Raw genomic sequence first — 24,114 nt, 5'->3', positions numbered from 1 at the left:
TACGAATAATCCGTCGCATTTCCTATTCGCATTCCTTTTTCCCGGTGATTACCTTCATGTCCGAACGCCCAAGCCCGCAGATTTCCTCGCGCAAACAACCGAAACAGGCTCGGTCCACCGAGCTCGTGGCGGCGGTCCTGGAGGCAGCTGTTCAGGTTTTGGCGACGCAGGGCGCCCCACGTTTCACCGTGGCCCGTGTTGCCGAGCGGGCGGGCGTGAGCGTCGGGTCGGTGTATCAGTACTTTCCGAACAAGGCCGCGATCCTGTTCCGGCTGCAAAGCGATGAATGGCGACAGACCAGCGATATGTTGCGAGACATCCTGGAAGATCCTGCCAAGCCGCCCCTGGAGCGGCTGCGAACCCTTGTGCAAGCCTTCATCCAATCCGAGTGCGACGAAGCCCAGATCCGCGTCGCACTCAACGACGCCGCGCCGCTTTATCGGGATGCGCCTGAGCACCAGGCGGCGCGCAGTTCGGTGCAGGCATCGGTGGACGCGTTCATGCAGCAGGTGCTGCCGGATGCCGGCGTGCAGACCCGCGCCCTGGCCGGGGAGCTGATCATCGCGACCCTCAGCTCCGTGGGGAAACGGTTTTCGGCAACGCCCCGCACGCGGCAAGAAGTCCAGGCGTATGCCGCTGCCATGGCCGATATGTTCTGCGCCTACCTGGAAAACCTGCGGGCGCTCGATACCCCCTCAGGCTGATCATTCGCCTCGGCGTTCCGGTGACAGCCCGCCGGCAGTTTTACTACACTCCGTCGTCTTGTCCCCTTCCCTTGCGAGACGTCCCATCCTTATGAAAACCATAACAAGCACGATGACGTTCTGTGGCCTGCTGGCGCTCTGCGGCAGTGCATTGGCCGAGCCTGCCCCGTCACATCTGGATCGAATCCTTGAGCAGGGTGAATTGCGGGTGTGCACGACGGGCGACTACAAGCCCTACACCTACAAGGCCGAATCGGGGGAATACGAAGGCATCGACATCGACATGGCCCGCTCACTCGCCACCAGCCTGGGCGTCAAGGTGCAGTGGATCCAGACCACCTGGAAAACCCTGATGCCAGACATGCTGGCCGGCAAATGCGACGTCGGCATGGGCGGGATTTCGGTCACCCTGGAACGCCAGAAGAAGGCCTATTTCAGCAACACCCTGGACGTCGACGGCAAGATCCCGCTGGTGCGTTGCGAAGATCAGTCGCGCTACCAGACCATCGAGCAGCTGAACCAGCCTTCGGTACGCCTCGTCGAGCCGGCCGGCGGCACCAACGAAGCCTTCGTGCGGGCGTTCCTGCCCAAGGGCCAGTTGGCCTTCCATGACAACGTGACGATCTTCCAGGAGCTGTTGGAGAAACGCGCCGACGTCATGATCACCGACGCCTCGGAAGCGCTCTACCAGCAGAAACTCAAGCCCGGCCTGTGCGCCGTCAACCCGACGCACTACCTGCAATATGGCGAGAAAGCCTACCTGCTGCCCCGTGACGACAACACCTGGAAAATGTACGTCGACCAGTGGCTGCACCTGAGCAAGGCCAATGGCAGCTACCAGAAGGTGATTGGGCAGTGGCTGGCGGTGCCGGCTGCCCAATAACCGCATTCACAAACACAAAACCTGTGGGAGCGAGCTTGCTCGCGATAGCGGTATATCAGTCAAAACTGATGTGACTGACCTGACGCCATCGCGAGCAAGCTCGCTCCCACAGGATTGGGTCTGTTCAGGGATGACCCATTCGTCTCACTGCCCCGCCCGCACCTTGGCGATCTCGTCATACATCATCTTTACCAGATCCCCATCCAACGATTTGGCGAACTTGTCGATCACCGGCTGCACGCGCTCGCGGAAGCGGTCTTTCTCGGCCGGGGTGATTTCGTTGACGGTCATCGCACCGGCCAACGTGGCCTTGGCCTTGTCCATGCTCGCTGCGGTGACTTCACGCTGGTAGGTCTGCGCTTCGGCTGCGGCGGCACGAATCATCGCCTTTTCGTCATCGTTGAGGCGGTTCCAGGTTTTCTGGCTGATGATCAGCGACTGCGGGTTGAAGATGTGGCCGGTGACGGAAAGATACTTCTGCACCTCGTAGAACTTGTTGCCTTCAATCACCGTGTAAGGGTTTTCCTGGCCGTCGATGGTGTGCTGCTCAAGACCCGTGTAGACCTCGGGAAACGCCATCGGCACCGGGTTCGCACCCAGGGCCGTGAACGTCTCCAGGTAGATCGGCGACTGGATGACACGCAGCTTCAAGCCCTGCAGGTCTTCGAGCTTGGTCACCGGGTGCTTGCTGTTGGTCAGGTTACGAAACCCCAGGTCCCAGTAACCCAGCCCAACCAACCCCTTGCTGTCCAGTTGCGCCGCCAGTTTCTGCCCGACCGGCCCATCGATGACCGCATGGGCCTCCTCGACGTTGTTGAACAGGAAAGGGAAATCGAGCATGGCGTAATCCGGTGCCTGGGCGGCCAGGATGCCGGAGTTGAGCACGGTGATGTCCAAGGTCCCGCCCTGCAATGCCGACACCGTTTGCACGTCGCCGCCCAGGGTTCCACCGGGGAACAGGCGGACCTTGATCTTGCCGCCGCTCTTTTCGCCGAGCAGGTCGGCGAACTTCTGCGCGCCCTGGCCCTGAGGGTGTTCCTTGACGTTCTGGAAGGCGAATCGCAAGGTCCGCTCACGGATCTCGTCCGCGTGGCTGGCTACACCGGTCAACAGCAAGCCCGTCGCACAGGCCCCGGCCAGCAAGGTTTTCATCAGTTTTCCCATGTCACTCTCCGATCATTATTGTTTTTAAAGGTCGAGCCAGCGAGCACCGGTGTCATCCAGTGAAGAATTTCAACGGCCCCATGACCAGTTGCGGAAACAGGACCAACAGCAACAGCACCACAAACTGCGCAATCATGAACGGCCAGACCCCGCGGACGATTTCCTCGAAGTCCAGCTTCGCCACGCTGCAGACCACGTTGAGCACCGTGCCCACGGGCGGCGTGATCAAGCCGATCGCAGTGTTGATCAGGAACAGCACGCCGAAGTACACCGGGTCGATCCCCGCCTGGATCACCGCGGGCATCAATACCGGGGTCAGGATGAGGATGGTCGGGGTCATGTCCATCACCGTACCGACCAGGATGATCAGCGCCATCATCACCAGCAACAGGAGCGTCTGGTTGTCCATGAACGGCGCAAGCAGGTCCGCCAACTGGCCCGGCAGGTCGGCGATCGTGACCAGCCACGATGAAACCATGGCCGCCGCCACCAACAGCATCACCACCGACGTGGTCTTGGCCGAAGACAGGATCACTTCGTAGAGCTGGCTGACCTTCATTTCCCGGTAGATCACCAGCGACACGAACAGCGAATAGACCGCCGCGACCACTGCCGCCTCCGTGGGCGTGAAAATGCCGAACTTGAGGCCCAGGATGATGATCAGTGGCAAGCCCATCGCCCAACTGCCGTCGAGCAGCGTACGCAGCACTTCGGCACGGGAACGCTTGGGTGGCGTCTCGACGTTTTCACGGCGGGAGATGAACCACCAGGCGGCGGCAAGCCCGACGCCGAGCATCAACCCAGGCACGATACCGGCCAGGAACAGCTTGGAAATCGACACGCCGGACGCCACGCCGAACACGATGAAACCGATGCTTGGCGGAATCACAGGCGCAATGGTGCTGCCGGCGGCGATCAACCCGGCCGAGCGCCCACGGTTGTGCCCCGCCAGGACCATCATCGGCACCAGCAGCGCCGCCAGCGCTGCCGCATCGGCCACGGCCGAACCGGAAAGCGACGCCAGCAGGCAGGAGGCGATGATCGCGACGTAACCCAGCCCGCCGCGCTTATGCCCCACCAACGCCATGGCAATGTTGACGATGCGCTTGGACAGTCCGCCGACATTCATCACTTCGCCGGCCAGCATGAAGAACGGCACCGCCATCAGGGGAAAGCTGTCAGCGCCATTGAGCAGGTTTTGCGCGATGATCTGGGCGTCGAACAGGTCCAGGTAAAACATCAACGCGACGCTGACCACCAGCAAGGCAAAGGCAATCGGGATGCCCAGCGCCATGCTGCCCAGCAGCGACCCGAGGAAAATGGCCAGTGTCATGGGCGGGTACTCTTCAGATTGTCAGGGGTGATGCTCGCGGCTTCGCTTTCCTCGACCGACAACGACTCTTCATCCCGCAGTTTGCCGAACAACGCCAAGTACAGTTCGTACATCAGGATGGCCGTCGCGCTGACCCCGAACACCAGCCCGGCGGCGTAGAACAGCGCCATCGAAAGGCCTGAAGCCGGCGCTACCACGTTGAGGTTGATGAGCGCCTGCTGCCAACTGCCGATGACGATCAACCCGCAGATGTAGAGCATCAGCAAGTGCCCGATGACCAGGCAAACTCGCTTGCCTGCCGGCGGCAGGCGCTTGACCAGGCTGTTCATGCCCAGGTGCGCGCGGTCCTTGAGCGCCACCAGGGCACCGAGAAAAATCATCCAGACGAAGAACCAGCGCGACAGCTCCTCCGACACGCTGATGCCGGAGTTGAAGGCATAGCGCAACACGACGTTGCCGAACACCAGCACGATCATCACGACCATGCACAGCACGATCAGCAACTTGAGCAGCTTGAAATACAGATCGACGACTTTTGTCATCTTGAACACCTCACAGGTTGAACCAGACACCGGCCTGCAGCCGGCGCGACAGGGCGAGCGCTATCGGATCGACGCTGGAATATCCCGGGAGGCTCCGGAACGGGAGGTATGCAATGAGGGCAAGTTCGGTTGACGGGCACGCATGAGGGGATCCTCTGTTTTTATTATGGCCTCGCCTGGGCATGGCAAGGCTGGGTGACCGCTAAAATGTACTATCCAGTTAATTCGGTCAATAACCTTGCAAGACCGGATGACCGATCCAGGCGGAACTAGCGTGCGATTATCGGCCATCGCTACAGGGAGCCCTGCAGCCTTCCGGTCGGCCGGGAAATTTTTCAAGGCGTTTTGTATCGCTCTGTATAGAAGCAACCGATTGATACGAATTCGCTGATTTCATGCCTTTCGGGCACACATCCTCGATACACCTGCGCGTTTAACTGCACTCACCGGACAGCAGCACCTGCGCTGCCACGGTCCACTCAATCAAGCGCAAGGAGAACCACCATGATCAATTTCCCGAAACTCTCGTCCCTGGCTATCGCCCTGACCTTGGTCGGCGGCGCCGCCCTGTCGAACATCGCCGCGGCCGAAAGCGCACCGTCGTCTTACGAACAGGCCGCACATCAACTGGCTGAAGGTGGCTCTGATCGGCTGATCGAGAATCGCGTAGCCGAGGGTGGCTCTGATCGACTGATCCAGAATCGCGTAGCCGAAGGTGGCTCCGATCGACTGATCCAGAATCGCGTGGCTGAAGGTGGCTCTGATCGACTGATCCAGAATCGCGTAGCCGAGGGTGGATCCGATCGACTGATCCAGAATCGCGTAGCCGAGGGTGGCTCTGATCGGCTGATCCAGAATCGCATAGCTGAAGGTGGGGCTGACCGGTTGCAGGAGCTGCGTGAACGCAGCCCTGTGTGATAGCGGTTTTCTGTGGCGAGGGGATTTATCCCCGCTGGGCTGCGCAGCAGCCCTAAAGCCTTGGCCTCTGTCTTACAGGCCCACCGAGTTGCCTGATTTGGGTCTGCTGCGCAGCCCAGCGGGGATAAATCCCCTCACCACAAGAGCTTTCTGGCCTTCATGGGCTGAAACATCACCCATAAAAAAACCCCGCATCTCTCAATGCGGGGTTTTTTCATTCAACGGTGGATCAGTTGGCCGTCACGACCGCCTGACCACTCAACGCCAGGTCCAGCAGTTCGCGGTTGGCAACCGCGTACATGGCGTAGTCGGTGCCGCTGGCGGCACGGATGTCCACCAACATGGCGCGCCAGCGCTCGACCATTTCGTGATGCTGCTCAAGCCACAGCGCCAGACGGGTTTCCACGTCCTGGCTACCGTCGCCTTCCTGCAGGACCGAGATGGTGATCGCCCGTTGCTGCCAGTCAATGTCATCGCGGAACGCTTCACGGGCCAGGGCCTGCCAGTTGTTTTCAACCGGCAAGGCACTGATCTGTTGCAGGTACCAGGTAATGTCCAGGGCGCTGCCCACGGCGAAGTAGGCCTTGGCCACGTCGGCGGCGTTCTGGCCGGTAACGTCGGACGCCTCGATGATCGGCAACAAGGTGTACAGGTGCGTAGTGCCGGCAACCATGCGCGCGAGCAATTCCGGCACACCGGCCGCCACATAGGCCTGGTAGCGGGTCTGCCAGCCTTCGCGGGTCGGGCCTTCCAGCAGTTCGTCGAGCTTGAGGCCCAACGCTGCCAGGTGCGGACCGAAGTGAGCGACGTCACGGGCAGCGTTCTGCTCGTTGCGGCGGCTGCGCAGGAACCAGCGCGTGGCGCGACGGCCCAGGCGCATCAGCTCGTCCATCAGCTCCAGTTGCACGTCGGCGGAAACCTGGTGGTCCAGGGCTTCAATCTGACGGAACCAGTGCGGGAGATGGAAGATGTCCCGAACGATCACATAAGCACCGGCCACGTTCGCCGGGCTCATGCCGGTCGACTCTTTCAACCGCTGGACGAAGGTGATGCCCATGTGGTTGACCAGGTCGTTGGCGATCTGGGTGCTGACGATCTCGCGCTTCAGGCGATGGCGACGCATGGCCTCGGAGAACTTGCTCACCAGGGTTGGCGGGAAAGCCGTCTCCATGTCGCGGGTCAGGTAATCATCGTCCGGCACCAGGGAGTTGAGCAGCGCTTCCTTGAGGTCGATCTTGCTGTAGGAGATCAGCACCGACAGTTCGGCACGGGTCAGGCCATGGCCCGCCGCGACACGTTCGGCCAGTTGCTCTTCGGTCGGCAGGAACTCGATGGCACGGTCCAGCTTGCCACGGGCTTCCAGATCGTTCATCAGGCGCTTGTATTCGGCGATCCGCACAAACGCGCGACGGGCCGCCAGGGACAGGGCCTGGGTCTGCTTGTAGTTGTTGCCCAACACCAGGCCACCGACTTCGTCGGTCATGCTCGCCAGCAACTGGTTGCGTTGCTTGTCGGTCATGTCGCCGGCCTGCACCACTTCGTTGAGCAGGATCTTGATGTTCACTTCGTGGTCGGAGCAGTCCACGCCACCGGCGTTGTCGATGAAGTCGGTGTTGGAGCCGCCGCCATTGAGGCCGAACTCGACGCGACCCAGTTGGGTCATGCCCAGGTTGCCGCCCTCGCCCACGACCTTGCAGCGCAGTTCGTTGCCGTTCACGCGCAGCGCATCGTTGGCCTTGTCGCCGACATCGGCATGGCTTTCGGTGCTGGCCTTGACGTAGGTACCGATACCGCCGTTCCACAACAGGTCCACCGGCGCCTTGAGCAAGGCGTTGAGCAGTTCGGTCGGGGTCAGTTTGTCGGCCTTGATGTCGAAGCGTTCTTTCATCTGTGGCGAGATGGCGATGCTTTTCGCGCTGCGCGAGAAGATACCGCCGCCTTCGGACATGATGCTGGTGTCGTAGTCGGTCCAGGCCGAACGCGGCAGGTCGAACAGACGCTTGCGCTCGGCGAAGCTGCTGGCCGGTTCCGGGTTCGGGTCGATGAAGATGTGCAGGTGGTTGAAGGCCGCGACCAGTTGCAGCTTGTCGGACATCAACAAGCCGTTGCCGAACACGTCGCCGGCCATGTCGCCGACGCCCACCACGGTGATGCTGTCTTCCTGGACATTGATGCCGCGCTCACGGAAGTGACGCTGCACGCCAACCCACGCGCCCTTGGCGGTGATGCCCATTTTCTTGTGGTCGTAACCGGCCGAACCGCCGGAGGCAAACGCATCGCCCAGCCAGAAGCCGTAGTCGATGGCGATGCCGTTGGCGATGTCGGAGAACGTCGCGGTGCCCTTGTCCGCCGCCACCACCAGGTACGGGTCATCGTCATCATGACGAACGACGTTGGTCGGCGGCACCAGCGCGCCGTCCTTCAGGTTGTCGGTGATGTCCAACAGGCCCGAGATGAAGATGCGGTAGCAGGCGATGCCCTCGGCCGCGATCTCGTCCCGGCTGCCGCCCAATGGCAGGCGACGCGGCAGGAAACCGCCCTTGGCACCCACCGGCACGATCACCGAGTTCTTCACTTGCTGGGCTTTTACCAGGCCGAGCACTTCGGTGCGGTAGTCTTCTTCACGGTCGGACCAGCGCAGGCCACCACGGGCAACGTTGCCGAAGCGCAGGTGCACGCCTTCGACGCGTGGCGAGTAGACGAAGATTTCGAACTTCGGCACCGGCTTCGGCAATTCCGGAATCAGGTGCGGGTTGAACTTGAAGCTGAAGTACGCCTTGTTCTGGCCGTTGGCGTCGGTCTGGTAGAAGTTGGTCCGCAGGGTCGCCTTGATCAGGTCAAGGTAGCGACGCAGGATGCGGTCTTCGTTGAGTACCTGCACTTCGTCGAGGGCCGAGAGGATCGCTTGCTCCAGGCGCAGTTGCTTGTCTTCCAGGTCATCGCCGGTCAACTTGCGCGCCAAGTAGAAGCGGGTCTTGAACAACCGGGTCAGTTCGCGAGCGATGTCGGTGTGGTTGTTCAGGGTGCTGGCGATGTAGCCGAGGTCGAAGCCCAGGCGGATCTGCTTCAGGTAACGGGCGTAGGCACGCAACAGCGCCACGTCGCGCCACGGCAGGCCGGCGGTCAGCACCAGGCGGTTGAACGCATCGTTCTCGGCATCGCCACGCACGATGTGGACGAACGCGTCCTGCAAGGTGTCGTTGAGTTGCTGGATGTCGAGGTCCAGGCCTTCGGCGGCGGTGAACGCGAAATCATGAATCCAGAACTCGCGGCCATTGGTGTGGCGCAGGCGGTACGGGAATTCGCCCAGCACGCGCAGGCCGAGGTTTTCCAGGATCGGCAGCACGTCGGACAACGCCAGCGGCGTGTCGGCGTGATACAGCTTGCAGTGCAGCTCACGCTGGCCAGAGACCTGGCCCAACGGTTGGTAGAAGCTCATCACCAGCGGGTTGGTTTCACTCAGGCTCAGCAGGTGTTGCATGTCCACCACGGCCGAGTGCGCGGCGAAGCGCTCGCGGTAGCCGGCCGGGAAGCCTTTCGGGAAGTCCGACAGCACGTTGGTGCCCTGGGCTTCGCCGAAGCTCTCGACGACCAGGCTCGCGTAGTCGTCCTTCCAGCTGCGGCAGGCCTGCACGACTTCTTTTTCCAGCAGCAGCGGGTCGATGTCGATGCGGTTCTTCGGATCCACCCGCAGGATCAGTTGTACGCGGGCCAGCACGGACTCGGAGAAGAACGTCCAGAACTCGCAATCCGACGCCTTCAGGCGCTCCATCAGCACCTGCTGGATCTTCTGGCGCACTTCGGTGGAATAGATATCGCGCGGCACGTAGGCCAGGCAGTAGCAGAAACGGCCGTACGGGTCCTTGCGCAGGAACACGCGGATCTTGTTGCGTTCCTGGATCTGCACGATCGACATGACGGTGCTGAACAGCTCGTCCACCGGGGTCTGGAACAAGTCGTCGCGAGGCAGGACTTCGACCACCTGGGCCAGCTCCTTGCCCAGGTGCGCCTTGGCCTGGAAGCCCGAACGACGCTCGATTTCCGCGACCTTGCGACGGATGTACGGGATGACCCGCACGCTCTCGCCATACACCGAGGAGGTGTACAGGCCCATGAAGCGGCATTCCTTGATGACCTTGCCGTCGGCGTCGATCTCGCGGATCGACACGTAGTCCGGGTAGGCCGGACGGTGCACGCGGCTCGGGTGCGCGGCCTTGGCGAACGACAACACGGTCGGTTCGCGCAGATAATTGACGGCGTAGTCTTCGATGCGCAGGTCTTCGGCGGTCAGGCCGGCGCGCAGCAGTTTGGTCAGGCCGAGGAAGGACTCAGGGTCGTATTCGATGTGGCCGCCATCGGCTTCATCGCGAACCACGAACTCTTCGTAGCCCAGGAACGTGAAGTGGTTGCCCACCAGCCATTCCAGGAAGCTCTTGATTTCGGCTTTTTCGTCAGCGTCGGTGGCGTAGGCGCTGTTGTCCAGGCTCGCGAGGATTTCCTGGACCTTGGCTTTCATCGGCTCGAAGTCGGCGACGGCGACGCGCACTTCGCCCAGCACTTGCTCAAGTTCCTTGCTCAGGACGTTGAGTTCGGCGGCGTTGGCGCAGCGGTCAATTTCCAGGTACATCAACGACTCTTGCAGCACGTCGTCGCCCTGGGTGCCCTTCGGCAGGATTTCCAGCAACTCGCCCTTGCTGCCGCGACGCACGCTCAGGACGGTGGTTTGCAGGGTATGGATGCTGTAGCCGCGACGGTTCAGCTCGGTGCGGACCGAATCCACCAGGAACGGCAGGTCGTGGTGCAGCACTTCGACGGCGGTGTGGGTCGACTGCCAGCCGTGGCGCTCGTAATCGGGGTTGTAGACACGCACCTGCGGTTGCGCGTGGTCAAAGCGCTCAAGCAGGCGCCAGGCAGACAGGGTGCAGCCGGCGAGGTCCGACAACCGGCGCTGGGTGAGTTCATCGAGGGAAATGATGCCGAAGAATTGTTCAGCGAACAGCGCCACTTGTGGCAGTGCCTGTTCACTGATGTGCTGCGCCAGTGCCGCTTGCAGTTGATGCTGGAAGTCGGCTTTGCTGGCTGCGGTGAAGAACGCCATCTGTGGTACTCCGCTTGGGCTTGTTATTGATGGTAGCGTCGCGTGCAACCCCTTTCGGGGCCGTCGGCCATCCCGTTCCTGATTCTCGGGCAGAGGAAACAGGATGACAGGTGGGTGAAGCTGGACGGGACCCGCAGGTCACATCCTTTTTGCAGGTAATTTCAAAGTAATGACCACCTGCAAAAAACACTCCGCGATGCCCTTTGCAGGTGCACATCCGTTGCGCAGCTTAACGAGTGCGACAACCTGCCTGCTTGCAGCGCTGCGACATATTCGGTCATCGGCTAGCTCCCTGGTCGCCATGCATCGAACAACCCTAGCAGTCCCAGGGCCAAACGGCACCCTGCGGTGGTAATCCAGCAGAAAATCGTCGGGGCTGGCAGAATCGCGTTTTTGCCCGTGCAAGGCTCATCGGAGCCAGGAGCCATCCATGAAAATGACCACCGACCTGCTGATCGCCAACCCGTGCGACGACGAAGAAGACAACATGGCCATGCTCTGCTGCCATAGCGCTCAGGGCGACATGTTCCTGATGAGCCGCTACCCGGACGAAGACGAGCTGGAGATCACGCTGGATGGCGAGCCCTCGACGCTGGACGGCGTCAAGGTCACGCTTAGCCCGACCCTGCTGAAAATAGAAATCGCCGCGGCGGATGCCGATGCGCTCAACGGTGACGATGTGCTGGAAATCACCTACAACCCCGACGTGACGGACGTGGCGGAAGTGGAACTGACCTTGCAGAACATCCTCAAGGGCACGGGCACCTACATCAGCCAGCTCTGAATCCTTTGTGGCGAGGGGATTTATCCCCGCTGGGCTGCGCAGCAGCCCCAAAAAGGCTGAACACCATCAGCCTGGCACACCGAGGTGGCTGGTCTTGGGCTGCTCCGCAGCCAGCGGGGATAAATCCCCTCGCCACAGGGTTAGGGCATTGCCCAAGATTGCATGTAGCTAACACAACTTTGGTGAGGCCACGCATCACCCGTTATCAGTCGTTCTGCACGAAATTGCCATCGGCGTCATAGACCAGGTATTCGTCACTATTATTCGGATCCCTCACGTAATAACGGGCGTCATTGCTGTTCTCCGGTACTTTCATACTGGTGTACGACCCCAGTTCCTTGATCACCTTGCTGTCCTGACTGATCAAGACCAACGAGGTCCCCCCACCCGCAGGGACGGCCGCTGCGTAACGGGTCTGGAACGCGTTGATCTGCTGGTAATCCAGTGGCACTTGCAACCGGCCCGCCAAGTCGATGGCACCGTAGCTGCCATCACGTCCGACCACCGCCATGCCGTTGGAAAACGGCTCCACCTCGTCATACGGCAACTTGATGGCTAGTCGCTCGCCCTGGCGATCGATAAAGGCGAATTTGCTGCTTTTGGTGTCCTGCACCAGCAACGGTTGCTGGCCCACAAACCGACCGATCACGTTGTAGCCTTGCGGATTGATCCGTTTACCCGCCAGATCGAAAACGTCCTGGCGACTCCGGTCGGCGGAGCTGGCATATAGCAGCCCCTCGCTGTGCTCGATGCCGGAGAACTGCGTCGGCAGGATGATTTTGCCGTCCAGGCTGTAGGCACCGTACAGGCCTTCCATGAGATCGGTTCGTGTGCCGAGACGGGCGATGAACACGTTGTCGGTCACGGTAGGGTTGACGAATTTCATCGGCAATACGAAGCGATGATTCCTGGCATCGTAAAGTCCATAAGGGCCATTGGTTTCACGCTCGACCAACAACAGGCCGTTGCTCAAGGCTTCGGTGATGTATTCAAACGGCAGGTCCACGAGCTTGTTGCTACCGGCGGGGAAATAGGCGAACTGGCTGCGCAACGCCCGTCCACCGGACTCTGGGTCGCTGGATTTCTCCTCGGAGAACAAGGTGTAGGCATCAGCCATCAGGCTGTCTTGCACTTGCACCCAACGGGGCTTGATCAGCCACTGCCCGGCCTGATCAATGAAGCCGTAGCGCTCGGCGCTCCGGTCCAGGGCGATGTAACGCGTTTGTCCTGCCAGGACGTTGTCGACCTGGGTGAACGCAATGGTGTTGTCTTCCATCGGATCGAGTACATGGATGACGATGCGCTGCGGCGTGGCCTCGAATTGATAGTCGAGCTCGGTGTTTTTCAATGGCCCCGCCTGAGCCGCCAGGGCCTCGCCCAGGCGCTCCAACTGCTGTTGTACCGCCTGAGCGGTCTTGAGCTGGTTGAGTTCGTCCTTGGTCTGCAGCAGCGCGTTGTAATAGTCGTGCAACGCCGCGATATCGCCATCGGACGGAAACGCCCAGGAATTGTGACCGTTGCTGTAGAGCGCCCTGCCCGCGTCATCCAGCCCTTGCACCACAAGGGTCGACATTTTCGGCGTACTCAGGCGCACCGACGCGCTGTCATTACCCAGGGCCGTAAGCCGAAAGGACTGGCCGTCGTCCAGGGTCACGTTCGGATGATCCTTGTCCAACACCACTTTCCTGAACGCCGGATAGCTGCGGTAAACGACCGTCAGGCCTACACTCGCCAGCGGTTTGTTCACCGAAAGTTCGAAAGCATCATCGGAGGCAAACGTGTCGTCGGACTCGACCTTGGGCGGCGCCTTGAGATCGGCGAAGGTTTGCTCGCTGCCATCGCGAAAACGCAGGCGCTGCGGCAGGTACTGCTCGGCAGTTGGCTCATCCGGCGTGGCGGCGCGTTTCCAGAGCGAATCGAGACTCTCGGTATCGAGCCTCACCTCTGAGCCATCGGCATACAACCTCTGGGTAAAACGCAGGCCCTGAACCGAGGCCAACGCAGCCTTCAGTTGCGCGCTGGTGAACGGGACAAACAGCGACTCGTATTGCAACGGCTGTCCATCACCCGTCTCGGTCGTTTCGACAGCCAGGCTCAGTTGCGCTTCACTGACACGCGCCAAAGACCGGAGGGTTTCGCCGGTGTCCTGGATCAAGTAATTAAGACGCTTCTCCACCTCTGGCGGTGCCAGGGCGCCAATGTCCTCGATGCCACCTTCGTTCAGCTCTCCGGCACCGAAACCTTCATCGGCCGGCGCACCGCTGTGGCTAAACACGTAGTAGGCGGCACAGCCCACCACCAGCAGGGCCACACTCAGTATCGACAGCAATCTCAAACGAGGCTGGGTAATGTTCATGGTGGCTTCGGTAGTCTAAGGGCTGGGAAAGGCAGGCAGCTAACCACACGGCCTGGCGCGCTGCAAATCGCCTGGCTGGCGCGGTTCTGCTGAAGGCCTGACTGGATCGTCGCCGCTGCCCAAGTGAAGCGAAGCACCGTCGGTCGTACCTCTGATACATCGCCCTTGACGACCGAACGAATTCTGGTGTTTCCTGAAACCGGTTTCAGAACCTCAATAAATCCAAAAAACAGGTCTCAATCCGTGAATTCTTTCTCCGCCGCCCAGCGCAGCCGCGTGACCATGCTCGATGTCGCCGAACGCGCCGGGGTCTCCAAGGCCAGCGTCTCGCGTTTCATTGGCGAGGACCGCGCCCTGCTCTCCGAAGCCATCGCCCGGCGCATCGAACAGGCGATCAGCGAGCTGGGCTATCGGCCAAACCAGATGGCCCGTGGCCTCAAGCGCGGGCGCACCCGCCTGATCGGCATGCTGGTGGCCGATATCCGCAACCCCTATTCGATTGCCGTGATGCATGGCGTGGAAACCGCCTGCCGTCGCCACGGCTACAGCCTGGTGGTGTGCAACACTGACCGCGACGACGAACAGGAACGCCAGCACCTGGCCCTCCTGCGCGCCTACAACATCGAAGGGCTGATCGTGAACACCCTGGGCCATCACCGCGACGAACTGTTCGAATTGCGCAGCGAGATGCCGATGGTGCTGGTGGATCGCAAAGTCGATCGACTCGAAACCGATCTGGTCGGGCTGGACAACCCGGCCGCCGTCGAGATGGCCCTCGATCACCTCGAACAGCGCGGCTATCGCGATTTGCTGCTGGTGACCGAACCGTTCGATGGCACCAGTTCGCGGATCGAGCGGGTCGAGAGCTTCAAGGCCAGCATCGAACGGCGCCCTGCCCTGGCCGGCGCTGTGGTGGAAACCTGCGATCAGCTGCTACCGCGCATCAAGACGTTTCTCGCCGAGCCGGACCGTGGCCCCAAGGCCCTGTTCTGCGCCAACGGCATCGCCGCCCTGACGGCCACCCAGGTACTGCGCGAACTCGGTTGCCACTTGTTCGACGACATCGGCCTGATCGCCCTCGACGACCTGGACTGGTACCCACTGGTGGGCAGCGGCATCACCGCCCTGGCCCAGCCCACCGCGGAAATCGGCGCCAGCGCTTTCGAATGCCTGCTCAAGCGTTTGCGGGGTGACAACGGGCCGGTTCAGACCCTCGATTTCGCCGCGCGGTTGATTGAGCGTGGGTCGACGCTTGGGGTTTTGCGGTGATCGGGCTGGCCTCTTCGCGAGCAAGCCCGCTCCCACACAAGGTTGTGTAGCGCTGAAGATCCCTTGTGGGAGCGAGCTTGCTCGCGATGAGGCCCTCCAGCACACCGCCTAATTTTTTTTGACCAAAACTGAAACCGGTTTCAGAGGTACAACAACAATGAACAAACCAGCCGTTTCCATCAGCCTCTCCAGCTACGGCGCCGACCTGGTGCGCCAACGCGGCCAAGGCAGTTTCATCGACCTGCTGGCCGCCGCCGGCGCCTCGCGCATCGAATGGCGCGAAGAGTTGCTGACTTTCGAACAACCCGCCGAATTGGCCGCTGGCGCTCGCGCCCATGGATTGCAAAGCATCTACTCCTCGCCTCTGGAACTCTGGCTCCCCGGCCAGCCCAGGCCCAATCCCGCCCTCGCGACCGCCCTGCAACGTGGCGAGGCGTTCGGTTCGGCATGGCTGAAGGTTTCCCTCGGTCACTTCAGCGACTCCCACGACTTGTCGGCCTTGGCGGACATCCTTGCGACAACCCCGGTGCAACTGCTCGTGGAAAACGACCAGACCCTGCAGGGCGGACGGATCGAACCGCTGCAACGCTTCTTCGCTGCGGTCGAAGCACACGCGCTGCCCATCGCCATGACCTTCGACATCGGCAACTGGCAATGGCAGGACCAATCAGCCACGGTGGCGGCCCGGCAACTCGGGCGGCATGTCGCGTACGTGCATTGCAAGGCGGTGGCCCGGCGTCCCGATGGCAAGCTCGTTGCCGTTCCGCCCGGCCAGGCCGACCTGCACCTGTGGGAACAATTGCTCAAGCACATGCCGGTCGGCGTGATGCGTGCCGCCGAATACCCGCTGCAGGGCGACGACCTGCTGCAATTGACTGCCGAACATGTCGCCATCCTGTCCCGCCTCGGGCAATCGCGCCGGGAGGCTGCCCATGCCTGACTTCGATGTATTGTCGTTCGGTGAAACCATGGCGATGCTGGTGGCCGACGAAACCGGCGACCTGGCCGCCGTCAACCAGTTTCACAAACGCATCGCCGGGGCCGACAGTAACGTGGCCATCGGCTTGTCGCGACTGGGTTTCCAAGTGGCCTGGCTCAGCCGGGTCGGCGCCGACTCCCTGGGACGCTTCGTGGTGCAGACGCTGGAAAAGGAAGGCCTGGATTGTCGCCACGTGGCCGTCGATCCGGCGCACCCCACCGGCTTCCAGCTCAAGTCCCGCACCGACGATGGCAGCGATCCGCAGGTCGAATATTTCCGGCGTGGTTCAGCCGCCAGTCACTTGTCCGTCGATTCCATCGCACCGTCCTTGCTCGCCGCCCGTCACTTGCATGCCACCGGCATCGTGCCAGCGCTGTCGGTGACTGCACGGGCGATGTCCTTCGAATTGATGACCCGCATGCGCGAGGCCGGCCGCAGCCTGTCGTTCGACCCCAACCTGCGCCCGAGCCTGTGGTCGAACGAAGCGACGATGATCCGCGAGATCAATCGCCACGCCGCCCTCGCCCACTGGGTCTTGCCGGGCCTCGGCGAAGGTCGGTTGCTGACCGGTTTTGACGACCCTGCCGACATCGCCGCGTTCTACCTGGACCTGGGCGCCGAAGCCGTGGTGATCAAGCTCGGCCCGGACGGTGCTTATTACCGCACCGCGCTCGACCAGGGATTCATTGCCGGCGTGCCGGTGGCCCGGGTAGTGGACACCGTGGGCGCCGGAGATGGCTTCGCCGTCGGCCTGATCAGCGCACTGCTCGAAGGCCGCGACATCACCGAGGCGGTCCGCCGCGCGAACTGGATCGGCAGCCGCGCGGTGCAGAGCCGTGGGGACATGGAAGGACTGCCGACGCGCGATGAACTGTCGACTGAATTTGAAACCGCTATTCGCGAGCAGGCTCGCTCCCACACGGGCCAACGCTAAACCCTGTGGGAGCGAGCCTGCTCGCGAATGAAGCCACCGCAAAACGCACCTGCTGAACAAAAACAACAAGCTCAGGAGTCAACGACATGCAAACGCTCAACCTCGCCACCCGCCGCTGGTGGTACATCATGCCCATCGTGTTCATCACCTACAGCCTGGCCTACCTCGACCGGGCCAACTATGGCTTTGCCGCCGCGTCGGGCATGGCCGAGGACCTGATGATTACCCCAGGGCTGTCATCGCTGCTCGGCGCGCTGTTTTTCCTCGGCTACTTTTTCTTCCAGGTACCCGGGGCGATCTACGCGCAGAAGCACAGCGTGAAGAAGCTGATCTTCGTCAGCCTGATCCTCTGGGGCTCGCTGGCGACCCTCACCGGCGTGGTCTCCAACGCGTATTGGCTGATCGTGATCCGCTTCATGCTCGGCGTGGTGGAAGCCGCCGTCATGCCGGCGATGCTGGTCTATTTGTGCCATTGGTTCACCCGGGCCGAACGCTCGCGCGCCAACACCTTCCTGATCCTCGGCAACCCGGTGACCATGCTGTGGATGTCGGTGGTCTCGGGCTATCTGGTGCAGCAATTCGACTGGCGTTGGATGTTCATCATCGAAGGCCTGCCGGCGGTGCTCTGGGCCTTCGTCTGGTGGCGCCTGGCCGATGATCGCCCGACCCAGGCCAAGTGGCTCAGCGAACAGGAAAAACAAGACTTGGAAAGCGCCCTGGCCGCCGAGCAGGTGGGCATCAAGGCGGTGAAGAACTACGCCGAGGCCTTTCGCTCACCCAAAGTGATCATCCTTGCCCTGCAATTCTTCTGCTGGAGCATCGGCGTCTATGGGTTTGTGCTCTGGTTGCCGTCGATCCTCAAGGCCGGCTTGAAGATGAGCATGGTCGAAGCCGGGTGGCTGTCATCGCTGCCTTATCTGGCGGCGGTGGTGGCCATGCTGATCGTGTCCTGGGCGTCGGACAAGGTGCAGAAACGCAAGCGCTTTGTCTGGCCACCGCTGCTGGTCGCATCCATCGCGTTCTACGCCTCCTACCTGCTCGGGGCTGAGCATTTCTGGTGGTCCTATGCCTTGCTAGTGATCGCCGGAGCCTGCATGTATGCACCCTACGGTCCGTTTTTCGCCATCGTTCCGGAGATCCTCCCGGCCAACGTCGCCGGTGGCGCCATGGCCCTGATCAACAGCATGGGCGCACTGGGTTCGTTCGGCGGCTCGTACCTGGTGGGCTACCTCAACGGCTCCACTGGCTCCACCGGCATGTCCTTCTTGTTGATGAGCGGCGCCTTGCTGCTGTCGGTGGTACTGACCCTCGCCCTCAAGCCCGGCGCCAGCGACCGGATCGTGTCCAAAACCGTGACGCCGCACCCGGCGCCTGCCCGTTCCTGAATCGAGAAATCCCATGAAAAAGCACGTGGTGTTGTACAAGAAACTCTCAGCGCAACTGATGGATCGCCTGCAGGCCCAGGCCCAAGTCACCCTCATCGAACGCCTCGACGCCCCGGGCCTGGCGCAACTGCGCGACGCCCTGCCCAGCGCCCACGCCTTATTGGGCGCAAGCCTGAAGCTGGATGCGTCGTTGCTTGATCTGGCGCCGAATCTCGAGGCCATCGCCAGCGTTTCGGTCGGCGTCGACAATTACGATATCGATTACCTGACCGAACGCCGGATCCTGCTCACCAATACGCCGGATGTGCTGACCGAAACCACCGCCGACACCGGGTTCGCCTTGATCCTGGCAACGGCGCGACGCGTGGTGGAACTGGCCAACCTGGTTCGTGCAGGCGGGTGGCAACAAAGCATCGGCCCGCGACATTTCGGTAGCGACGTCCATGGTAAGACCCTGGGCATCGTCGGCATGGGCCGCATCGGCGAAGCCTTGGCCCAACGCGGACACTTCGGCTTCGGCATGCCGGTGCTCTATCACAGTCATTCGCCCAAGCCTGCCGTGGAGCAGCGTTTCGGGGCGCGCTATTGCGACCTCGACACGCTGTTGCAACAAGCGGATTTCATATGCCTGACCTTGCCCTTGACCGCCGAGACCAAAGGCCTGATCGATGCACGGGCGTTCGCCCAGATGCGCCCTGAAAGCATCTTCATCAATATCTCCCGGGGCAAGGTCGTGGACGAAACGGCAATGATCGACGCCTTGCGCCACGGGCAGATCCGTGGCGCCGGGCTGGATGTTTTCGAGCGCGAGCCTCTGGACCCGGATTCGCCACTGTTGCAGATGGATAACGTAGTGGCGACGCCGCACATGGGCTCGGCTACCCACGAGACCCGGGAGGCAATGGCGCGTTGTGCGGTGGAGAACCTGCTGGCGGCGTTGGCGGGTGAAAGGCCAGCGAACCTGGTCAATCCGGGGGCGTGGACGCTCTGACATTGCCGCCTTCAAAATGTGCCATCGCAAGCAAGATCGCGATGGCAACTGTATTCATTTAGATGTGCACGCAACACAACCTTTCCGGGCACACCCACCTTAGAACGGCGCTGCCAGATTATCCTTTTGATCCTTTCTTAAAATAATATAAACATCCCAAACGGCGCAAACAGTAGAGAAAAACCACACTTCCAGCAAAGCAGCTACATTCCTACATCTCCCTCCTACTCAATAGCAAGAACAAACCTACGTCAGCCTAGGAAGTCACGCAATAGCCTTCACATCACCCCAATGCTATTAATTAATCACTTGCGAACAAACGCAAGTTGGGCACTCGCGTCGCGACGCCCATTAACTACATTGGAGTAAATCGACATGGGTAGGAAACGTTCTGAAATAAACCATACCTTTTTTGGCCTGCCGCAGGCATTAGGCCTCTCTAAGGACCTCCTCGCAACGGAAGCCGTTTTTTTCGCGTCGCTGACCAATTAAGCCAGTGACCGATTAAATATCGGCAAACAGATGTCGAAAGGATCTCCTTTCGGCATCCTTTAATGGAGATGTATATGTCAGAACGAGAACTGTCACCCACCGAAGCGCTATTCAATATCATGTCCACGCTCCATACACTGGGCCTCAGTGCAGTAACACGGTACACAACGCCATCCAAGCTAGTCGCAACGGCCGAACTGTTTGATGACAACGACAACCTCGTTGAATCAGGAGCAGGCAAGGGACCAGACTCGCTAATAGGCGCACTGGCGGAAAGCATTGAACACTTCAGCACGTTTCAGCCTCTGACTGATGCTCCCATACGATACCGCTCCGACAAAATAGCCACCCAAAAAGCAGTTGCAGAAGATGGGATTTTTACCAGTCTGCCTCCCACCGAAAATTTAATCGAATGCTTTAGGCTTACCTCGCTCAATAACAATGAAGAGCTATTCGCGCCGTGCATCCTTCTATGCCCTGAAACGACACAAAATATCTACGAAGATTCTAATTCCGCACTGCGTTTTCTATCTCGCTATTCATCAAACTCAGGAATTGCTTTTGGTTGCACAGAGAACGAAGCACTGCTACATGGTATCCACGAAACAATCGAGAGGCATATCCTGTCTCTTTTCTACATGGCTGTCTGTGGCCTCGGTCCGGCAATCGAACTGTACACACCTTCTACCGCCTTGCTTGAAACAGCGCTGACGAGCCACCCCGCTGCCTTGACGTCAGCGGACAGGCTGCAAGTGATCATCATCAGGGACGTGCTGTCGGTTTATTTTGCGGTGGCATTTCCCAAAGCGGGCCCTGGAGCTCACCATCTTTCACCCATTGGCTCCGGATGTTCGCTTGAAATCCACACTGCAATCCAAAGGGCAATTACTGAACAGTTCCAGTCCGAGGATTTATATGACGCCGTCGAAGAATCCATAGATAGAGAGACCTTTGACTTACTATCTAGATCAAGACACCTAAAAAACCTGATTGACTTCGCCCCCATCATAAAAACGACACTGCCTATCATAGACGCTCCCGCACACATCGCCCCCATGACAGTCTCCGCACAATTAGAAGAGCTGCAAAAAAACCTATCAATTAAAGGAATGAAAATCTTCCACCGAACGGTAGCCCGCTTCTCAAGCAACAGCATCGTCACCCAGATCTATATTCCAGGACTTGAGCGCTTCAACATCATTAGAAACGGTCGCTTGGTGGTGCCTCAGTACGTGTTACGCGGTTGAATTATCGAACGCGAAGCAACCAGGAGCGAGTACATGGACAGCATCCGAGCAATGATAAAAACCGCCTATAAAAAACACGCCAAACTTCTAGCAACAACCATAATCACAATTATCGCACTCAAGCTCATCACACTTGTCCCCCCGCTGCTACTCGGAACCATTATCGATACCCTGCAAGACAACAGTAATCCAGCATCGAGCACTCTACTTGCAATGACGGCAGGCCTGATTGTTGCGGGATGTATTCATGCCGTCATCACGCCTCTGCAGCTCCATGCGCTGTCCAAGCTGGTACAGGGCATCATCATGAACGCTTCCATTGAGTGGATCACCGAACTCATAGGTAAAGAATTTTCGTTATTCAACTCTTGGAGAATCGGTCACTTCATCAAATCGGTCGAGCGCGGAATTACTGCGCACGAACAACTACTCACTTTCATTGTAACCATTGCGCTCCCCGTACTCCTGGAGTTCATAGTTGTTGGGGGGGCTTTTGTTTACATAGGGGGCGGGGAAATTTTTTTGAGCATGACGGCAGCCGGAGTTATCTATCTGGCTACCACCCACCAAATTATCAAATGGCGAAGAAAGTACATCGATGCAGTCAATGAACAGGAAGATGAGTTAAGTGCACACCTCTACAACACCCTCAACGCGGGAAAAAACATAAAGCTGGAAGGTGCCATACCTACTGCCCTGCACCCGTTGAACGCGGCGTTCAGACGTTATGCCAGCGCTGCTGTGACTACGGCATCCTCTGGCGGCCTGCTGAGCACCGCCAAGATATTGTTCGTAAGCCTTTCCACTGGGGGGTTGCTCTACTGGGGCGTCGTGGACCAGCTTTCGGGTCAGCCCAGTATCAGTGTCGGGCAGTTGGTTGCCATTTTTTCAATCGCGGGGAGTTATCTGCTCAGTATTTCAACCTTGACTGAAGGGTATCGTGTTCTTGATCAGTTCCTTGCAGACCAGCGTCAATTTCAGGGTCTGCTATCACTCCCGGACTTCGATCGCAGCAATCGGCTGGCCTTGGTTGATTCCCAGCGCTCCTCAGTTCTGGAACTCGGACCCTGCGAAGTGGAGGGAACGGGACCGCTTCGCCTGTCGATCAAACGCTCCCTGGCATTTGCGCAAGGGCAGTCAGTGGCCGTGACGGGCCCTAGCGGCGCAGGCAAAACCACTTTTCTGGAACTCCTCGCCGGGCTTGACGCATCAAAGCGAGACCTACTGAGCATCGACTCGGTACCGGTCTCACTTTTGACCGGCCAAGCCCACTTGGACGCGTTGAGATACTGCCCTCAACAACCGCGATTTCTGGAAGGTTCTTTTGAACAATCGGTTCTGTTCGGAGGCAGCGCATCACCGATTTTGTCTAGAGCCATACGGCGATTGGAACTGGATGAAGTCGTGACAACACGGCAGGTCAGCGAAAATGCATCGAATATCTCCGGAGGCGAAGCCAAACGCCTATCACTGCTGCGCCTTATCAACAAACCCGGAAAATTCAATATGTTCGACGAGCCAAGCGCATCCATCGAACCTAGGCTGACCACGCCTCTATGGGACCTGTTATTCGACGTTTTTGCCGGGCAGGGGTTGATATGTGTCACCCATGACATTGACCACCTGCATCGGTTTGACCGGGTCATTGTGATGCATGACGGGGCAATCGTGGAGGACGGTCCGTGGCTGGATCTTATCGACAGGCCAGCAATCAAGCTGCTCGTGGATGAGATTCGGATGCAAAACTAGCGAAAATATGAAGTGCCGGATCTACTACGGTAATCGCAAGCAGGCTCCCACATCGATCTCGGGTGTTCATGGCATCCGTGTTCACCGCCAATCCCCTGTGTGCGGGCTTGCTCGCGAAGGCGTAGTGTCAGGCAACATTTTCGTCGATGGACACACCGCCTTCGCGAGCAAGTCCGCTCCCACAGATCCAAGCCGATCACAAATCCGCACCCCCATCAAAATCCCGTTAGTCGCCACCCCCCGCCATGCATTAAAGTAACGCCCCCAGCCCCGGCGTTATCCGAACGCCGGGGCCACCCTTTCCAGGAACAGTCATCGATGGAACATCGTGAAGCGCTGCTGGCGCTGCGAACCTTTCTTTCTACGCAGATTCTCGGCCAGGAAAAACTCATCGAGCGCCTGCTCATCGCCCTGCTCGCCGACGGGCATATGTTGGTGGAAGGTGCGCCGGGCCTGGCCAAGACCAAGGCGATCAAGGAGCTGGCCGAAGGGATCGAAGCGCAGTTCCATCGCATTCAGTTCACACCCGACCTATTGCCTGCCGACATCACCGGCACCGAGATCTATCGTCCGGAAACCGGCAGTTTCGTGTTCCAGCAGGGGCCGATTTTCCACAACCTGGTGCTGGCGGACGAAATCAACCGGGCACCGGCCAAGGTCCAGTCGGCCTTGCTCGAAGCCATGGCCGAGCGGCAGGTCAGCGTCGGGCGCAGCACTTATGAACTGTCGCCGCTGTTCCTGGTGATGGCCACGCAGAACCCGATCGAGCAGGAAGGCACGTATCCATTGCCCGAAGCCCAACTCGACCGGTTCCTGATGCACGTGAAGATTGGCTTCCCGGACGCCGCGGTGGAGCGCCGTATCCTGCAGCAGGCCCGGGGTGAAGCGCTGAATGGTGAAACCAAGCCCGAGCGTCGTGTCAGCCAGCAGGCGATTTTTGCCGCGCGCAAGGAAATCCTCGGGTTGTACATGGCCGACGCCGTGGAGGAATACCTGGTGCAACTGATCATGGCCACTCGCAACCCGGCCAAGTTCGATCCGGAGATGGCCGAGTGGATTGCCTATGGCGCCAGCCCGCGGGGCTCGATTGCCCTGGATCGCTGCGCCCGCGCCCACGCCTGGCTGGCCGGGCGCGACTTCGTCAGCCCGGAAGACATCCAGGCCGTGCTGTTCGACGTACTGCGCCATCGCATCATCCTGTCGTTCGAAGCCGAAGCCGCCGGCATTGACCAGGACCGGGTCGTGCAGCGGATTCTCGACGTCGTCGCAGTCGCTTGAGTATCCAT

General features: G+C 60.0%; 17 protein-coding genes. 12 read left to right on the top strand and 5 right to left on the bottom strand.

From position 1 onward, the window contains the following. The first annotated feature begins 56 nt into the window (after window positions 1-56). Both KSS97_RS12620 and KSS97_RS12615 read left to right on the top strand, forming a co-directional pair. The gene (locus tag KSS97_RS12620) at window positions 57-704 is read left to right on the top strand and encodes a TetR/AcrR family transcriptional regulator (protein ID WP_030142581.1); all 648 of its coding nucleotides are present in this window, start codon (window positions 57-59) and stop codon (window positions 702-704) included. Window positions 705-795: 91 nt separating this feature from the next. Beyond that, a complete protein-coding gene (locus KSS97_RS12615; RefSeq protein WP_217861779.1) occupies window positions 796-1,587 on the top strand; it encodes a transporter substrate-binding domain-containing protein in 792 nt (263 codons plus the stop codon). Window positions 1,588-1,731: 144 nt separating this feature from the next. On the opposite strand, the gene KSS97_RS12610 is transcribed toward KSS97_RS12615, so the two are convergent. Genes KSS97_RS12610 through KSS97_RS12600 form a run of 3 tightly spaced genes read right to left on the bottom strand, consistent with a single transcriptional unit; the run spans window position 1,732 to window position 4,626 of the window. Then, complete coding sequence (locus KSS97_RS12610; protein ID WP_030142583.1) at window positions 1,732-2,751, bottom strand: TRAP transporter substrate-binding protein; 1,020 nt, start codon at window positions 2,749-2,751, stop codon at window positions 1,732-1,734. 52 nt (window positions 2,752-2,803) lie between these two features. Next, complete coding sequence (locus KSS97_RS12605) at window positions 2,804-4,084, bottom strand: TRAP transporter large permease subunit (protein ID WP_030142584.1); 1,281 nt, start codon at window positions 4,082-4,084, stop codon at window positions 2,804-2,806. Beyond that, complete coding sequence (locus tag KSS97_RS12600) at window positions 4,081-4,626, bottom strand: TRAP transporter small permease (RefSeq protein WP_217861778.1); 546 nt, start codon at window positions 4,624-4,626, stop codon at window positions 4,081-4,083. The genes KSS97_RS12605 and KSS97_RS12600 overlap by 4 nt, the downstream gene beginning before the upstream one ends. A gap of 504 nt (window positions 4,627-5,130) precedes the next feature. Between KSS97_RS12600 and KSS97_RS12595 the strand changes: the two genes are divergently transcribed. After that, entirely contained in the window at window positions 5,131-5,544 is a 414-nt protein-coding gene (locus tag KSS97_RS12595; RefSeq protein ID WP_225936100.1) for a hypothetical protein, read from the top strand. A gap of 229 nt (window positions 5,545-5,773) precedes the next feature. Here the strand turns inward: KSS97_RS12595 and KSS97_RS12590 are convergent, their stop codons facing one another. Beyond that, entirely contained in the window at window positions 5,774-10,642 is a 4,869-nt protein-coding gene (locus KSS97_RS12590) for an NAD-glutamate dehydrogenase (protein WP_217861777.1), read from the bottom strand. Between the two features lie 430 nt (window positions 10,643-11,072). On the opposite strand from KSS97_RS12590, the gene KSS97_RS12585 reads away from it, so the two are divergent. Next, window positions 11,073-11,426 carry a hypothetical protein gene (locus tag KSS97_RS12585; protein WP_030142588.1) on the top strand — a complete coding sequence of 118 codons (354 nt, stop codon included), beginning with the start codon at window positions 11,073-11,075 and terminating at the stop codon, window positions 11,424-11,426. Between the two features lie 205 nt (window positions 11,427-11,631). Here KSS97_RS12585 and KSS97_RS12580 read toward each other — a convergent pair whose 3' ends face one another. Continuing rightward, window positions 11,632-13,782: a WG repeat-containing protein gene (locus KSS97_RS12580; protein ID WP_217861776.1), complete on the bottom strand. Its 2,151-nt coding sequence runs from the start codon at window positions 13,780-13,782 to the stop codon at window positions 11,632-11,634. Window positions 13,783-14,025: 243 nt separating this feature from the next. Between KSS97_RS12580 and KSS97_RS12575 the strand changes: the two genes are divergently transcribed. From KSS97_RS12575 to KSS97_RS12540, 8 genes are all read left to right on the top strand, one after another. Beyond that, a complete protein-coding gene (locus tag KSS97_RS12575; protein ID WP_303651456.1) occupies window positions 14,026-15,051 on the top strand; it encodes a LacI family DNA-binding transcriptional regulator in 1,026 nt (341 codons plus the stop codon). 157 nt (window positions 15,052-15,208) lie between these two features. After that, entirely contained in the window at window positions 15,209-15,991 is a 783-nt protein-coding gene (locus KSS97_RS12570; protein WP_217861775.1) for a sugar phosphate isomerase/epimerase family protein, read from the top strand. Further along, on the top strand, window positions 15,984-16,964 hold the full coding sequence (locus tag KSS97_RS12565; RefSeq protein WP_198798285.1) for a sugar kinase: 981 nt from the start codon (window positions 15,984-15,986) through the stop codon (window positions 16,962-16,964). The genes KSS97_RS12570 and KSS97_RS12565 overlap by 8 nt, the downstream gene beginning before the upstream one ends. An 86-nt stretch (window positions 16,965-17,050) precedes the next feature. Continuing rightward, complete coding sequence (locus KSS97_RS12560) at window positions 17,051-18,349, top strand: MFS transporter (protein ID WP_217861774.1); 1,299 nt, start codon at window positions 17,051-17,053, stop codon at window positions 18,347-18,349. A gap of 13 nt (window positions 18,350-18,362) precedes the next feature. Continuing rightward, window positions 18,363-19,340 (top strand): 2-hydroxyacid dehydrogenase, encoded by a 978-nt coding sequence (locus KSS97_RS12555; RefSeq protein WP_217861773.1) that lies wholly within the window; start codon window positions 18,363-18,365, stop codon window positions 19,338-19,340. Window positions 19,341-19,906: 566 nt separating this feature from the next. Continuing rightward, window positions 19,907-21,079, top strand: a complete 1,173-nt coding sequence (locus tag KSS97_RS12550; RefSeq protein WP_225936099.1) for a YcaO-like family protein — start codon at window positions 19,907-19,909, stop codon at window positions 21,077-21,079. Between the two features lie 33 nt (window positions 21,080-21,112). Beyond that, window positions 21,113-22,828, top strand: coding sequence for an ATP-binding cassette domain-containing protein (locus tag KSS97_RS12545; protein ID WP_217861772.1), 1,716 nt, complete (start codon window positions 21,113-21,115; stop codon window positions 22,826-22,828). Between the two features lie 318 nt (window positions 22,829-23,146). After that, window positions 23,147-24,106, top strand: a complete 960-nt coding sequence (locus tag KSS97_RS12540; RefSeq protein ID WP_030142594.1) for an AAA family ATPase — start codon at window positions 23,147-23,149, stop codon at window positions 24,104-24,106. Window positions 24,107-24,114: the final 8 nt, after the last annotated feature.

Source organism: Pseudomonas alvandae (genome assembly GCF_019141525.1).
Classification (GTDB): domain Bacteria; phylum Pseudomonadota; class Gammaproteobacteria; order Pseudomonadales; family Pseudomonadaceae; genus Aquipseudomonas; species Aquipseudomonas alvandae.
The sequence above is the reverse complement of the archived record's forward strand: the minus strand, read 5'-3'. Positions and strand labels throughout refer to the sequence as shown.